Origin of the sequence: Flavihumibacter rivuli (assembly GCF_018595685.2) — a bacterium.
Taxonomy (GTDB): Bacteria; Bacteroidota; Bacteroidia; order Chitinophagales; family Chitinophagaceae; genus Flavihumibacter; species Flavihumibacter rivuli.
Genome location: NZ_CP092334.1, coordinates 3,103,090 through 3,116,673, shown reverse-complemented (window position 1 = coordinate 3,116,673; position 13,584 = coordinate 3,103,090). Strand labels below are relative to the sequence as shown.

The following is a 13,584-nucleotide window of genomic DNA, read 5'->3' as shown; positions in this document are numbered from 1 at the left end:
ACCAAGATGAGTCTACTTACCAGGTTTACCAATGGAAGGGTCTTTACCGGAGAACATTTTGTAGAAGCAGATGTATGGGTAGAAGCCGACAGAATTATATCCCTCGGAACAAGGCCGGAGTCTGCCCTGCAGGTAAAGCCAATCGACCTTCAGGGTGACAGCCTGGTCCCTGCTTTTATTGACCTGCAGATCTATGGTGGAAACGGGGAATTGTTTGGGGAGCATCCATCGATTGCCTCCCTCAGGAAAACGGTGGAGTATTCCGTTGCTGGTGGTGCTACCTTCATTCAGCCCACGGTTGCGACCAACACCAATGAAATCGTATTTAGTGCAATAGATGCGATCAGGGAGTATTGGAAAGCGGGAGGTAAAGGTGTTGCAGGGCTTCACCTGGAAGGGCCCTTCCTCAATCCCTTGCGCCGCGGGGCCCATGCTGTGGATTGCATCCAAACACCGGATCCAGCGAATATCAGGACCATCCTTGAGTATGGCAAGGGGGTGGTTACCATGATGACCATTGCCCCTGAATTGTTTTCGGAAGAAGCACTGCAGGTAATACAGGAATACAACCTGAAACTCTCGATAGGCCATAGCAATGCCACCTATGCCCAGGCCAACCAGGCATTTTCATCAGGTATCCCAACCTGTACCCATTTGTTCAATGCCATGTCACCCCTTCACCACCGCGAGCCCGGGTTGCCTGGAGCAATCCTTGACCACGCAACCGCCTGCTCCAGCATTGTTCCCGATGGCTTTCATGTGGATTGGCCGATGGTCAGGCTGGCCAGTAAACTAATGCAGGAGCGCTTGTTCATCATTACCGATGCAGTCACCGCCAATCCTACCGGCAATTATCCCCATGTATTGAAGGAAGACCGTTATGTTCTACCGGATGGAACCCTATCAGGTTCGGCATTGACCATGCTTTCTTCCGTGAGGAATTGCATACATAAGGCAGGGATCGCTGAACACCTGGTCTTACAAATGGCATCCCTTATACCGGCAAGGGTAATGGGTTGGGACCATGAGCGTGGCCGTATCCGGAAAGATTACCGGGCCGAGCTTCTTCGACTGGATCATAACTGGGAACTGAAGGGCATTTACAGCAACGGGGAATGGCAGGAATTAATTTGAACCCCTATTTACGGGGGCTTGCGACCTATTAAGGATCAGTTTCCGCAGGTATTCAACTTTCGGGTCAATGTTTTCCCTGACGGATTGGGTGGTTGGCTTTACTTCCACATCAGGCAACACGCCCCTGCCATCCTTGACCATATCCTTATTGATCACCAACCTGAATTTGGGCAACCGGAACCTCACACCGGTTTCCGGAAGGGTAACATTGGGAATGAACCAGGCATTGTTGCCATAGGCAGCGCCACCGGTCTCTTCACCAATGAGCAATACATTGGGCTGCCCTTTAACTGTCCCCGCAAAAATTGCCGTAGCGGAAAAGGAGTTCGGGCCAATGAGCACATATACATTACCGTTATAGTGGCCATTCCTTTTGGGTTTGAAATGATGCCGCTCGAAATAGCCGAAATGATAGTTCCCGTCCTTCCTTTTCCGGGTGATAAAACTGAAAAAGATCCCGGTAATGCTATTGTACTGTACATAGTCACCGTACTTACTTCGCTTACTCACGGCATACAGGGAGTCAGCAACCTTGAAGGGTTTATCCAGGATATAGCGCGTGAGGATATTGGAGTTCGACACATTTCCCCCGCCATTGCTACGGAGGTCGATGACCAGGTGCCGGATACCCAATTTCCTGAGAGCATGGAAACTCTCTTTGAAGAAGGCAGGTAAGCTGTAGCCATTATTAAAGGTATTGACCGTCATGTAGGCGGTGGACAAAGCCGTATCGAACTGGATATTCCTTGCACTCAAAAGCCTTTCTTCCTTTACTTCCTTTTTCCGGAAAGGTTTTCTCAATACTTCTATTGCTGGTTTTTTAGTGGTATCTGCCGGCTTTGGAGGCTCTACCAGCCGGAACCTGGTTTCTTGTTCCATGCCAAGGCTGTCAATATAACCCAGGGAGTATTCCTTTTGCCAGCCCTTCACCAACCTCAACCAGCCTCCCAATGCCCCGCGGTTACTCAATGCCTGCCTGAGGTAGGATTCATTGTAACCATCGTTGGGGATATATGATTTGAGCGTATCCAATAGCTGTGGTAAGGGTTCCCCATTCAGCCTGGTCAACCTTGTTCCCCTCTTGAGGGTGATATTGCTTCGCTGCAGGGTATTGTTAAGCAGTACCGTGTCCTGTTCCAGCTCTTTGATCGAGATCGGAAAGGAAGGAAGCCTTGCCGTATCCAGCCAGCGGGTATATTGACGGGAATAGCGTGTACTGGTATGACCACACCTTACCTTGGCCAATACATAGCTGAGTACGGAACGGAAGGCCGGCTCTGTCATGGAATCCTTCAATAAAGCATAACCCTGGTCAAAATAAACATCCATGCTGTCCTTGGGGGTATACCAATACAGTCCGGGGTGGGATTCTTCCAGTATATTCCGGAAGAGGGCATAGTCCTTCTTCAGTTTTTCCGGTGCGTATTTCCTACCGGGATCAAAAGCAGACCTGGTACTGCTGCAGGAAGCCAGCAGTACGAATGCAAGGATTACCAGGATGGCGGATAAGGAATGCTTGGTGATCGGCATGGCCTAAAGATAATGCCTACTGTTCTTTAAATGCATTCCATCCCTGGGCTGTCAATTTGAACTTGTTTCCCCCTTTTGTAAGGATATGGCTTCCCTCTTCAGCTTCTGTCATGTAACCAATCACAATGATCTCTTCGCTCAGGATGACCTTCTCATAATCTTCCTGCCTGATGGTAAAGAGTAATTCATAGTCTTCACCGCCGCTTAATGCACAAGCTGTTGGGTCAAGACCGAATTTGAAGGCTGCCGTCCTCGCGTCCTCATGGATGGGGATCTTTTCTTCATACAACACACAACCCAGGTTGCTCCTGGTACAAATGTGCAGGATATCAGAACTGAGTCCATCACTTACGTCCATCATGGCAGTCGGGGTAATGGATTGTTCTGCCAGGAAGGCGATGATATCTTTTCGCGCTTCCGGCTTCAGCAGTTTGCCGACAATATATTTTTCGTTTTCCAGGTCTGGCTGGATCTGTGGGTTTTCGAGGAAGATCTTCTTTTCCCTTTCCAATAGGGTTAATCCAAGGAAGGCACCGCCAAGGAATCCACTCACACAAAGCAGGTCGCCCTTCCTGGCCGTACTGCGCTGAACAAACTGGTTCGGGGCAACCTCGCCAATGGCCGTAACATTAATGACAAAGCCCAACCTGGAAGAACAGGTGTCACCACCTACCAGGTCAACCCCATATTGTTCACATGCGGCATAGACCCCTTCGTAGAAATCATCCATGGCTTCCACGCTGAACTTGTTGCTGATGGCCAGGCTGATGACCACCTGAGTAGGCGTCGCATTCATGGCATAGATATCGCTGAGGTTCACCACCACGGATTTGTAGCCCAGGTGTTTCAGCGGGGTATACATGAGGTCGAAGTGAATGCCTTCCACCATCATATCTGTTGTGATCACGGTCTGTTTGCCATAATGATCGATCACGGCGGCATCATCACCAACCCCAATAACGGAAGAGGAGTTATGAAATTCGATGTTCCTGGTAAGGTGGTCGATCAGGCCAAATTCACCAAGACTGGATATCTCTGTACGGGATTCGCTCATATCTCTTGAATTCTAAGTAAAAAAATCATTACCCAAAGTGAAGCATCACTTTACGGGCAGCTCACCTGAGAGCCACTGCAGCATTTCATCATGGATCTTGCCATTAGTGGCCAGGAGGTGGGGCTGATAGGGCGAATAGTAGTTGCCCTTGAAATCTGTAACTTTTCCACCTGCCTCTTCCACCATCAGGAAACCTGCTGCACTGTCCCATGCCTGAAGTTTGTGTTCATAGAAACCATCGAAGCGGCCTGCTGCTACCCAACAAAGATCGATGGCTGCAGAACCCAGGCGACGAACCGGGATACCTTTGCGGATAAACCTTTCAAAACATTCAAGGGGTCCGTTTGGCATATCCAGGTAGGTATATGGGAAACCGGTCACCAGGCAAGAGCTGGCCACATCGGATTTTTCACTCACCCAGATGGGATCACCATTCAGGGTAGCGCCCTTGCCCTTTTCCGCCAGGAAGAACTCTCCGATGAAGGGGTTGTATACGGCACCATGGATCATCTTGCCATCTTTCTCAATGCCTATGCTCACACAACAGATGGGGATACCATTGGCAAAGTTCACTGTGCCATCGATGGGGTCAATGATCCACTTGTAAGTGGAGTCCTGGATGATCTCACCGCTTTCTTCACTCAGGATGTAATGATCCGGGAATGCTTCGCGGATCACTTCGAAGATCACTTTCTCTGAAGCGTGGTCCGCTTCTGTAACAAGGTTATTGACACCTTCCTTGTTGGAAATCGCCAGGTCCTTGTTGTTGAAAAACTGCTGTAGAACAGCAGCCCCGGCCCTGGTTGCTTTGATTAGGGTTTCCTGTAACATGTTGCAAAAGTACAGTTTAAGCTTCAACCACTTGGTCATCCGCCAGGTGGTTCATCCTTTTTACGGATTTTCATGCCTAGATTTGGTGCCATGTTGTTTTCGGTTATCATTGTCAATTATAATGTTTGCCATTTCCTGGAGCATTGCCTGAGATCCGTATGGAAAGCACTGGAGGGAATGGACGCAGAGGTGATCGTAGTGGATAATGCCTCAACCGATGCAAGCGCTGCATTGTTACCGAAACAGTTCCCTACCGTTCAGTTCATTTGGCTAAAGGAAAACCTTGGATTCGGCAAGGCCAATAACCTGGCCATGGAAAAGGCGAGGGGACAGTATTTACTGATATTGAACCCTGACACCCTTATTCCCGAAACTTTTTTCAAACAATTCCTGGAGAAACAGGGAACCCACAGGATCAATGGCGCCACTGGTTTCCGGATGATCGATGGTTCCGGTGCATTCCTGCCCGAATCAAAAAGGGGGTTCCCGGATGGCATGACCTCATTTTTCAAGATGAGTGGCTTCATCAGGTTGTTTCCCCGGCATCGAAAGATTGCTAAATATTACCTGGGACATCTTTCGCCCGCAGAAGACCATGTGGTGGAGATCCTTGCAGGGGCCTGTATGATGATACCGGCCGTGGTTTACCAACAGGTAGGTGGATTCGATGAAGCCTTCTTCATGTACGGGGAAGATATCGACCTGAGCTACCGGATCAGTGAGGCCGGCTTTTCCAATTATTACCTTTCTGAGCCTTCGCTTATCCATTTTAAAGGGGAAAGCACCCGCAAGGACCAACAATATGTCAGGAGGTTCTATGAAGCCATGATCATTTTTGTGGACAAACACTTCAGGGGAGGCTCCGCTGCCTGGAAACTGCTGATGCGGGGTGGTATCCTGCTCAGTGGTTCATTGTCTGCGATCAGGAATGGCCTGAAAAAAGCGCCCAAGCCTATAGGTAAGGAGAACTGGAAACTTATGGGTGACCCGGAAACTATTGCATCCTTAATGCAAAGTGAGTTTGCCATACCGGAAAGCCCGGAGGGGAAATTTTCCTTTCCCCAACCTGAAATGGTAACCGGGCATTCCGGACCGATAGGAAAGGGATCGGTATTGGTGCTTTGCCTGGGGGAACAGTTTACCCTGAGACAGGCAATGGGGATAATGGAAGAACATGGCCCCGCCAATAGCTATCGTTTTTACTACCAGGGCGCGGCTTCTGTAATAGGCAGTGACAGCAGTGACGAGAATGGCCGGGTATGGTTGTTAAAATAGGAAACTATTTACCACTTATTGCATTTTTGGGAGGCGAATGACTAATTTTGGATTTCACCCAAAGCTTGTATTGCATCAATGGCGCTGATTGATATTCATTTACCCAAAACGATTGCCAAAGCCCTAAGGTTGCCGGAGAGCTCCCCACGCCGACAGCAGCTAAAGGTCCTCAAAAAATTATTGAAGAAGGCAAGGTTTACCGAATTCGGGCAGCACTACCGTTTTGATGAGATACTGATGAGCAAGCACCCTGGAAAGAAGTTCCAGCAATTGGTGCCCACCCACGACTATAATGGCATTTACAAGGCCTGGTGGCATAAGACCCTGGAAGGGAAAACAGATGTCTGCTGGCCTGGAAAGATCAAGTATTATGCCTTGTCATCAGGAACTTCTGAATCTTCCAGCAAGTATATCCCCATTACTGAAGACCTGTTGAAGGGTAACCGGCTGGTAATGGTCAAACAATTGTTTTCCCTGAGGAGCTACGAAGGCATTTCCTACAGTTCTTTAGGAAAAGGCTGGCTGATGCTGGGGGGAAGTACCCAGTTGCAAAAAGGCCAGGGTTATTATGCCGGCGACCTCAGCGGGATCACGGCCAAGAAGGTACCTTTCTGGTTCACTCCTTTTTATAAGCCGGGCAAGAAGATCGCTAAGATGACGGACTGGAACGATAAGATAGATGAGATCGTTGAGCAGGCGCCTCGTTGGGACATCAGTTTTGTGGTTGGGGTTCCGGCCTGGATACAGATGTGCATGGAAAAGATCATCGAGCGCTATAACCTGAACACCATCCACGATATCTGGCCCAACCTTTCCTTCTTTGTTCACGGGGGTGTTTCTTTTGAACCCTATAAGAAGGGTTTCGAGAAATTATTGGCCAAACCATTGACCTATATTGAAACCTACCTGGCGTCGGAGGGATTCCTTGCCTACCAGGACAGGCAATATGCCAAAGGCATGCATCTCTCCATCAATGACCATATCTTCTTTGAGTTTGTACCCTTTGATGATGAAAATTTCGATTCGGAAGGGCATATGGTGGCCAATCCCAAATCCTACATGATCCATGAGGTGGAAATGGGAAAGGATTATGCCATCCTGATCAGTACTTCGGCAGGTGCCTGGCGTTACCTGATCGGAGACACGGTTCGTTTTGTAGACCTGGAAAGGAATGAGATCATCATTACCGGCAGGACCAAGCACTTCCTCAGCCTGGTAGGCGAGCACCTGAGTGTTGACAATATGAACAGGGCATTGCAAATCGCTTCGGAAGAGCTGAATGTATCCATACCGGAATTTACGGTTGCCGGTGTTCCGCACGGGACCTTCTTCGCCCATCATTGGTATGTGGCGTCCGATGATCATGTTGACGCGGAGCTCCTGAAACAAAAGATCGATGATCACCTTAAGGTGCTCAATGATGATTATGCCGTAGAGCGAAGGAGTGCTTTAAAGGAAGTTTACCTGGATGTTTTACCGGAAGCGCAATTCATGGATTTCATGCGGTTGAAGGGAAAGGTTGGGGGGCAGCATAAATTCCCCAGGGTATTGAAAGGAAAGATGCTGGAAGACTGGCAGAAGTTCCTGAAGACCGGCAGCATCTGACGCAATTGATCCCTTAGAACCATCCCCTTTTCCTGAATACCCATAACATCCAGATGGGGATGATCAGCATCAGCGTGACAGCAATATAGAACCCGTAATCATTGTGCAGGTAGGGGATCTTGTCAAAGTTCATCCCGAAAATCCCCCCAATTACCGTTGCTGGTGCCAGTAAGCAGGTCACGATGGCCATTACCTTCATCACTTCATTCATACGAAGGTTGACGTTGTTGATGTATACATCCTGCATGTTCACCATGATATCGCGGTAGTTCTCGCTCAGGTCGTAGGCTTGCATAATATGGTCATACACATCCTTGAAATATTTGGTTGTGCGATCGTCCAGCAGGTCACTTTCACTCCTGATGATGCCGCTGAGCAGGTCACGAACGGGCGCAATATTGCGTTTCAGGACAATGAGTTCTTTCCTCAGGGAACTGATCCTGGCCAGTGCCCTGCTGTTGCTGCCCCTAATTACCTGTTCCTCCAGTTCTTCGATCCGTTCCCCTAGTTTTTCCATTACCAGGAAATAGTTGTCAACGATCAGGTCGAGCATAGAATAACAGAGGTAGTCAGCAGTACGTTGGCGGATCTTTGAAGACGATACCCTCAGTTTATCCCTTAGGGGGTTGAATACATCGCGGGAAGCATCTTCCTGGAAGCTGATCACAAAATCCTTACCCAATACTATGCTGATCTGTTCCTGTTCAACCGTTCCTGATTTTTCATTGAAGTACAACATGTTCAAGAGGCAGAAAAGTACCCCCTCCACTTCATCCATCTTGGGGCGCTGGTTGATGCTGAGGATATCCTCGATCAATAACGAATGGACCCCATAATGGGCACATACTGCTTCAACATCTACCTTGCGGATACCGTCAATATTGATCCAACTGATGCGGTTGCTATGCCTGAAGGAAAAACAGTCGGTCACATTATCAAATTCATGTTCTTCTATATGTGTGGTATCATAGTCATACACATAGGACCTGACCACCTTGGCTTCCTCACGGTGTGGGATAACCGTAGGATTCATGTGCAGGATCTCCTTGGTACGGCTGGTGCCGAACAAGGTATTAAGGCCAAGGTATTTGAGGTATTTGGGAGTAGTCATGATAATGCAGCCGTTAAAAATTCTACCCTAAGCTAACTAATTCATGGATGGGAGAAAAGAGTTGGCCACCTGACCAGGGCAATGTACTATCTGGTCCTAATAAAAAAGGGTAAATGGTGTTCACCACTTACCCTTGCCCACCAGTAGGGGGAGCTTATAATCTTTCGTAGAGTGCCCTGAGTTTTTCCCTGGTCATGATCTTTTCCCAATCCTTACCGAGGGCATTTTCCCATAAGGGCTTCATACCCAGGGAAACATTGATCATGGTGTCAAACTGCTCATCAGTAAGGCCTTTACAGATGCCAACAGGGATATCTATCTGGTTCTTCTCCACCATACGCTTGAACTCAGCAACGCCGGCCGGGTAGTATTCTTCCAGGTGGTTCATCACAATACAGTTGCCAATGCCATGCTTGGTACCCAACAGGTAGCTTAATCCATAGCTAACGGCATGGGCTACACCCACCTGGCTGTAGGCAATACTCATACCTCCGGCATAAGATGCCATCATCAGTTTGTCATCGTGGGCATCGGTCCATTCGCCATCTCCCAGGAATACTTCCTGGCAAAGCTGGAGGGCCTTCTCGCCATAGCTTTTGCTGAATTCATTAAGGAAGGTGCCTTCCAGGCTTTCAATACAGTGGATATAGCAGTCCATGCCCGTATAGAAACGCTGGTTCCTGGGGGCATTGGTAGTGAGCGCGGGGTCAAGGACGATCTGGTCGAATGGCGTGAAGTCGGAATTCATTCCCAGTTTCCTGGTAGGTCCGGTCAATACACAGGTACGGCTTACTTCAGCGCCGGTACCGCTGAGGGTTGGGATACCCGCTTTATATACGCCCGGATACTTCACCAGGTCCCATCCCTGGTAATCGGCTGAAGAGCCGGGGTTGTTCATCATCAGGGAAACAGCCTTGGCCAAGTCCATGGTGCTACCACCACCAATACCAACGATCCCGCTAATGGTGCCGAACTCCTGCTTCAACTGATCAGCCAGTTTATCAACCTGGCTGGTCTTGGGTTCATAGGTCACATCTGCGTAAATGACCTTGTCCCTGCCACGAAGGGGAATACGGTTCACCAGTTCTTTTCCTTCAAAGAAATGGTCAACCAGGAAGATCATCGGGGCATCACCCTTACGATTAGGAGCCAGTATTTCATCAAGTTGGTCAAAGCTACCGCGACCAAAGACCACATAGCCGACCATTTTAAAGTTCCGGAATTTCATATGCACTTTGTTTTAGCGAATGCCATGACCAATAATTCCAATGCCATTCATCCGCGTGAGCGAAGGTAATGAATTTGGGATTTGGCATCGGGATACCAAATTATTCCCCACCTTGGAATGGATGGATTATTTTTATGCCCTGGAAATATGACAGAAGCATTATTGAAAGGATTGGCATTGGGTTGCATACTCGCCTTATCGGTGGGGCCTGTTATATTCACCATCATCAAACAGAGCCTGAACAATGGAAAGGAGGGAGGGCTGAGTTTTGTTGCAGGTGTTTGGGTTAGTGATATTGTCCTGGTGGTCCTGAGCAATGCGTTCTCAGAATGGGTAAAGGCTTTGTTGGCCTACAAGAAAATGATCGGTTATGTGGGAAGCGGGTTCCTCATAGCGATGGGCTTGTTCTACATTTTCCTCAAAAGGGTAAAACTTTCAGCGGACGGGGACCCCTCAGAGCGTTTTCGCAAAAGGGATATGGCCAAGATCTTCAGTTCAGGCTTCCTGATCAACACCCTGAATCCGAGTGTGATTCTCTTTTGGCTGATCAATGCAACAGCCTTTGCCGTTACCCATACTTTCCAACAACGTGTTATTATTTTTTCTTCCTGCATCCTGCTGAACATCCTCGCTGATGTACTAAAAGTAGTGATGGCAGGTAAACTCAGGAAGAAGCTCACCCTGCATAATCTTTCCCTCATCAATAAGATCTCCGGATTCATCCTGGTGGGTTTTGGGGTTGCCTTGTTATGGGGTGTGGTCTTCCTTTCCGAGAAAGTATAAAAGAACCAAGATTTCAAATGACCAGATTCCTTGCCATACTATCCTTTTTGTTCCTTGCCTTTCATGCAAGCGGACAAATGGGCGACTATATTTCCCTGAAACAACCCAACAACAGGACGGTTGCCACCTATTTCAAGGGAAGCAAGATCGCCCTTCAGCGGGTGAACGGACAGCAGATCGAAGGGTATGTGGAAATGATCAAGAATGATTCGGTATTCATCCGGGAATGGGATATCCGAACATATTATACCCAATTGGGCGTACAGTCCATTGATACCTTCGGGTACTTCATCCACAGCATGCACTATATGGAGATCTTCAAGATCTTCCCGGCGAGGAAAGAGAGCTGGAGATTTGTAAAGAACGGAACCATTTTTATGATCGCAGGCTTTGGTTATGCCATCCTCAATGTGGTCAATGGGGCCTACCTGGATGAGCCGATCACTGATTCGGAAAACCTAAAGTCCCTGGGTATAGCCCTTGGGGTGGCTGGCTTTGGTTTCACGCTCAACAGGATCGAGCACAGTAAAAAAAAGAAGGGTAAGAAGTACAAGATCGTTTATGTTAGGATGACAGATGGTAAGCCGGCATTGAACTGACCATTTTATTTAATACCTATCTTGCGGCCAGCATAACCATCAGCATCCTCGTGAAGACAAAAGGCTTAATTCCCCGCACCTGGCGTTTTTTGAAACGCGTTTTCCTGTTCCTGGTCATTGCGCAGTTCGTGTACCTGCTCCTGTTGAAGTGGGTCAATCCCCCCATTACAGTAACCCAACTCAGCAACTGGTTCCAGTATGGCTTGAAGCGTGACTATGTGGATGCGGAGGATATGTCGCGTTATGCCAAGCTCGCCGTTATTGCCTCGGAAGACCAGCTGTTTGCAGACCATAATGGGTTCGACTGGAAGAGCATTGAGAAGGCGATGGAATACAATAAACGGAAGCCCAACAGGGTCCGCGGTGCCAGCACCATCAGCCAGCAAACTGCCAAGAACGTATTCCTCTGGCAGGGCAGGAGTTGGATCAGGAAAGGCCTGGAGATCTATTTTACTTTCATGATCGAGCTGCTCTGGGGAAAACAGCGGATACTGGAAATGTACCTGAATGTGATCGAAATGGGCCCTGGTGTTTTTGGTATCGAAGCGGCTTCCCGTCATTATTTCAATAAACCCGCCAGGGATCTCACCCGGGCAGAGGCCTCAAAGATCGCAGCCTGCCTGCCCAACCCCAGGAAGTTTACCGTGAAGCCGGCCAGCCGTTATGTCAATTACCGCTCCGGACAGATCATGCGACAGATGAATAACCTGTCGGATGACCCTGATATCCTTGCCATCATCACCACAAAGTAGGGTGGCCTATTCTGCCAACAGGTCCATGGCCGGGCTGTTCTGGCTGTATAGTTTGGGATGCCAGGTAGCCAGTCCCAGTTTGGCCTTATACTTTCCGGCAGGAAGGCTGATCTTACCTTCTGGTGATGCCTGCCATTTATTCCCATTGGCTTTTAGTTGAACGGCAGACCTTGACATCAGGGAGTCGCCCTTATAGATATCAAATACCATGGCCTGGGCAGGTGGGGCCATTGATGGCTGTGGGTCATTTTGCTTTATGTCGAGGTCAAATGGTTCTATGATGCCTTCCTTTACCAGGAACTTCCTGTTGGAAGGCAGTAGTCGAATGGATGAGTTGGCATAGAAGGAATCGATTCGCTTACCAAAGGTTTCAACCTTAGCTGTAGGTATACGGGTGTGGTTATCTTCCCTGCCAAAAATGAAATCCACTGCATACACTGTCCTTCCCTGTAAGGTGGCTTCAACCGGCCAGAAATTGTAATTGTTCCTTCGGTACATGGTAGTATTGAGCGAGTAACTCGTATCACCGGTATAGAACCAATATTTGGAAGGTCGCTGGTAACTGTTCAGGAAGATCACCGGAAGGCCACCAGAGCTTGCTTTGATGGAAGATGCCCATGACCTGTTGTGGTGCATTTCATCCTTGAACCTGGCGGTAAGCGGTTTGATATCAGTAAGCAGGTAAACACGAGCTATAAGGATAAGGATTAGCGTTGGCGTGAGCAGCCTGTACACCCAGCTGGCGGCTTGTTGATGGCCGGAGAGGTAGCTATGCGATAAAATGATAAGGGGCACTAATGCCGGAACGGTCCAGTTGGCTTCGACCCTTCCTTTCAGGGTGCTGAGGAGGAAAAACAGGTAAAAGCCGACCATACTAAATTTTAGGGCCCTGGTCAGGGGATCCTTGCTCTTGTATTTGGCTGCGGCCCATAACAACAGCCATCCGATCAATGGCCCGGCCAGCAGGACCTGTCCAAGCAGGTATTCACTGGTAAAAGAAAACCGGTAAGCAGGGGCATTTCGCTCCATCAGGTGATACTGGACAGAAGGGAAGCCATGGTTATATTGCCAGATGAGGTGTGGCAGGAACAACGCAGCGCCGAATAAGGCTGCAAGATAGGCCTGCCACTGGCGGAAGAGTTTGGGGTTACTGGCAAGGGTCAGCAGGATGATCAACACCCCATGGTACTTGGAATAGAGCATGAGCGCCATTACCAGTCCCAGTAAAAGGGAATGGAACAGGTTGGAATTGTGCAGGAACCTTTTGTATTGCCAGAAGAACAGTGCAGTAAAAAAGGTGAGCGGAATATCGGGAACCGCAAGGATGCCCCCGATCTGCAATACCGCCATGGAACCAGCAATGGCATAGAAAAGCCTGTTATCTTTTTCGGGAAGTAAACGATAGACGAGGTAGAGGGTTGCCGTGTTCATCAAGGCCATGAAAAGGCGTACCCCCAGTTCATTGTGGAAGATGGCATAACCGATCTTGACCAGGATGGCGATCATGGGCGGGTGGTCAAAATACCCCCAATCCAGGTAATGGCTATAGACCCAATAATAGGCTTCGTCATCCAGCAATTCGGTCCCACCGGCCTGGATGAGGTTTACCAATAGCCATACTATAAAGAAGGCCTGAACCGGGTAGCGATTCAGCAGGTTTTTCAGGTATGCCATATCGTTAT

Annotated in this window: 12 protein-coding genes; 6 read left to right on the top strand and 6 right to left on the bottom strand. The window is 48.7% G+C overall.

Going from position 1 to position 13,584, the window contains the following annotated elements:
- The first annotated feature begins 6 nt into the window (after positions 1-6).
- Positions 7-1,134 carry an N-acetylglucosamine-6-phosphate deacetylase gene (gene nagA, locus KJS94_RS13290; protein WP_214447971.1) on the top strand — a complete coding sequence of 376 codons (1,128 nt, stop codon included), beginning with the start codon at positions 7-9 and terminating at the stop codon, positions 1,132-1,134.
- Here nagA and KJS94_RS13285 read toward each other — a convergent pair.
- The 3 genes from KJS94_RS13285 to KJS94_RS13275 are packed head-to-tail and all read right to left on the bottom strand — an operon-like array spanning position 1,126 to position 4,549.
- On the bottom strand, positions 1,126-2,664 hold the full coding sequence (locus KJS94_RS13285; RefSeq protein WP_214447970.1) for a S41 family peptidase: 1,539 nt from the start codon (positions 2,662-2,664) through the stop codon (positions 1,126-1,128). The genes nagA and KJS94_RS13285 overlap by 9 nt on opposite strands.
- Before the next feature lie 16 nt (positions 2,665-2,680).
- Positions 2,681-3,718 carry a thiamine-phosphate kinase gene (gene thiL / locus KJS94_RS13280; RefSeq protein WP_214447969.1) on the bottom strand — a complete coding sequence of 346 codons (1,038 nt, stop codon included), beginning with the start codon at positions 3,716-3,718 and terminating at the stop codon, positions 2,681-2,683.
- A 45-nt stretch (positions 3,719-3,763) separates the two neighbouring features.
- On the bottom strand, positions 3,764-4,549 hold the full coding sequence (locus tag KJS94_RS13275; protein ID WP_214447968.1) for an inositol monophosphatase family protein: 786 nt from the start codon (positions 4,547-4,549) through the stop codon (positions 3,764-3,766).
- A 72-nt stretch (positions 4,550-4,621) separates the two neighbouring features.
- On the opposite strand from KJS94_RS13275, the gene KJS94_RS13270 reads away from it, so the two are divergent.
- Positions 4,622-5,824 (top strand): glycosyltransferase family 2 protein, encoded by a 1,203-nt coding sequence (locus KJS94_RS13270; RefSeq protein WP_214447967.1) that lies wholly within the window; start codon positions 4,622-4,624, stop codon positions 5,822-5,824.
- 78 nt (positions 5,825-5,902) lie between these two features.
- A complete protein-coding gene (locus KJS94_RS13265; RefSeq protein ID WP_214447966.1) occupies positions 5,903-7,429 on the top strand; it encodes a GH3 family acyl-acid amido synthetase in 1,527 nt (508 codons plus the stop codon).
- A 13-nt stretch (positions 7,430-7,442) separates the two neighbouring features.
- Here the strand turns inward: KJS94_RS13265 and corA are convergent, their stop codons facing one another.
- Together corA and KJS94_RS13255 are read right to left on the bottom strand one after the other, a co-directional pair.
- Positions 7,443-8,540, bottom strand: coding sequence for a magnesium/cobalt transporter CorA (gene corA / locus KJS94_RS13260; RefSeq protein WP_214447965.1), 1,098 nt, complete (start codon positions 8,538-8,540; stop codon positions 7,443-7,445).
- A gap of 154 nt (positions 8,541-8,694) precedes the next feature.
- Positions 8,695-9,768, bottom strand: a complete 1,074-nt coding sequence (locus KJS94_RS13255; protein WP_214447964.1) for an iron-containing alcohol dehydrogenase family protein — start codon at positions 9,766-9,768, stop codon at positions 8,695-8,697.
- Between the two features lie 147 nt (positions 9,769-9,915).
- Here KJS94_RS13255 and KJS94_RS13250 point away from each other — a divergent pair, with 147 nt between their 5' ends.
- The 3 genes from KJS94_RS13250 to mtgA all read left to right on the top strand — a co-directional run bounded on the left by KJS94_RS13250 (position 9,916) and on the right by mtgA (position 11,902).
- Complete coding sequence (locus KJS94_RS13250) at positions 9,916-10,551, top strand: LysE family translocator (protein WP_214447963.1); 636 nt, start codon at positions 9,916-9,918, stop codon at positions 10,549-10,551.
- Positions 10,552-10,568: 17 nt separating this feature from the next.
- Entirely contained in the window at positions 10,569-11,150 is a 582-nt protein-coding gene (locus KJS94_RS13245; protein ID WP_214447962.1) for a hypothetical protein, read from the top strand.
- Between the two features lie 89 nt (positions 11,151-11,239).
- Positions 11,240-11,902, top strand: a complete 663-nt coding sequence (gene mtgA / locus KJS94_RS13240; RefSeq protein ID WP_239804165.1) for a monofunctional biosynthetic peptidoglycan transglycosylase — start codon at positions 11,240-11,242, stop codon at positions 11,900-11,902.
- A gap of 6 nt (positions 11,903-11,908) precedes the next feature.
- On the opposite strand, the gene KJS94_RS13235 is transcribed toward mtgA, so the two are convergent.
- On the bottom strand, positions 11,909-13,576 hold the full coding sequence (locus tag KJS94_RS13235; RefSeq protein ID WP_214447960.1) for an ArnT family glycosyltransferase: 1,668 nt from the start codon (positions 13,574-13,576) through the stop codon (positions 11,909-11,911).
- Positions 13,577-13,584 lie beyond the last annotated feature (8 nt).

What these genes read in the sequence shown, in the direction of transcription:
- KJS94_RS13270 (WP_214447967.1), top strand. Translation starts at nt 4,622, where the DNA reads ATGCCTAGATTTGGTGCCATGTTGTTTTCGGTTATCATTGTCAATTAT.
- KJS94_RS13250 (WP_214447963.1), top strand. Translation starts at nt 9,916, where the DNA reads ATGACAGAAGCATTATTGAAAGGATTGGCATTGGGTTGCATACTCGCC.
- KJS94_RS13285 (WP_214447970.1), bottom strand. Translation starts at nt 2,664, where the DNA reads ATGCCGATCACCAAGCATTCCTTATCCGCCATCCTGGTAATCCTTGCA.
- KJS94_RS13255 (WP_214447964.1), bottom strand. Translation starts at nt 9,768, where the DNA reads ATGAAATTCCGGAACTTTAAAATGGTCGGCTATGTGGTCTTTGGTCGC.
- KJS94_RS13265 (WP_214447966.1), top strand. Translation starts at nt 5,903, where the DNA reads ATGGCGCTGATTGATATTCATTTACCCAAAACGATTGCCAAAGCCCTA.
- KJS94_RS13235 (WP_214447960.1), bottom strand. Translation starts at nt 13,576, where the DNA reads ATGGCATACCTGAAAAACCTGCTGAATCGCTACCCGGTTCAGGCCTTC.
- KJS94_RS13275 (WP_214447968.1), bottom strand. Translation starts at nt 4,549, where the DNA reads ATGTTACAGGAAACCCTAATCAAAGCAACCAGGGCCGGGGCTGCTGTT.
- thiL (WP_214447969.1), bottom strand. Translation starts at nt 3,718, where the DNA reads ATGAGCGAATCCCGTACAGAGATATCCAGTCTTGGTGAATTTGGCCTG.
- corA (WP_214447965.1), bottom strand. Translation starts at nt 8,540, where the DNA reads ATGACTACTCCCAAATACCTCAAATACCTTGGCCTTAATACCTTGTTC.
- nagA (WP_214447971.1), top strand. Translation starts at nt 7, where the DNA reads ATGAGTCTACTTACCAGGTTTACCAATGGAAGGGTCTTTACCGGAGAA.
- KJS94_RS13245 (WP_214447962.1), top strand. Translation starts at nt 10,569, where the DNA reads ATGACCAGATTCCTTGCCATACTATCCTTTTTGTTCCTTGCCTTTCAT.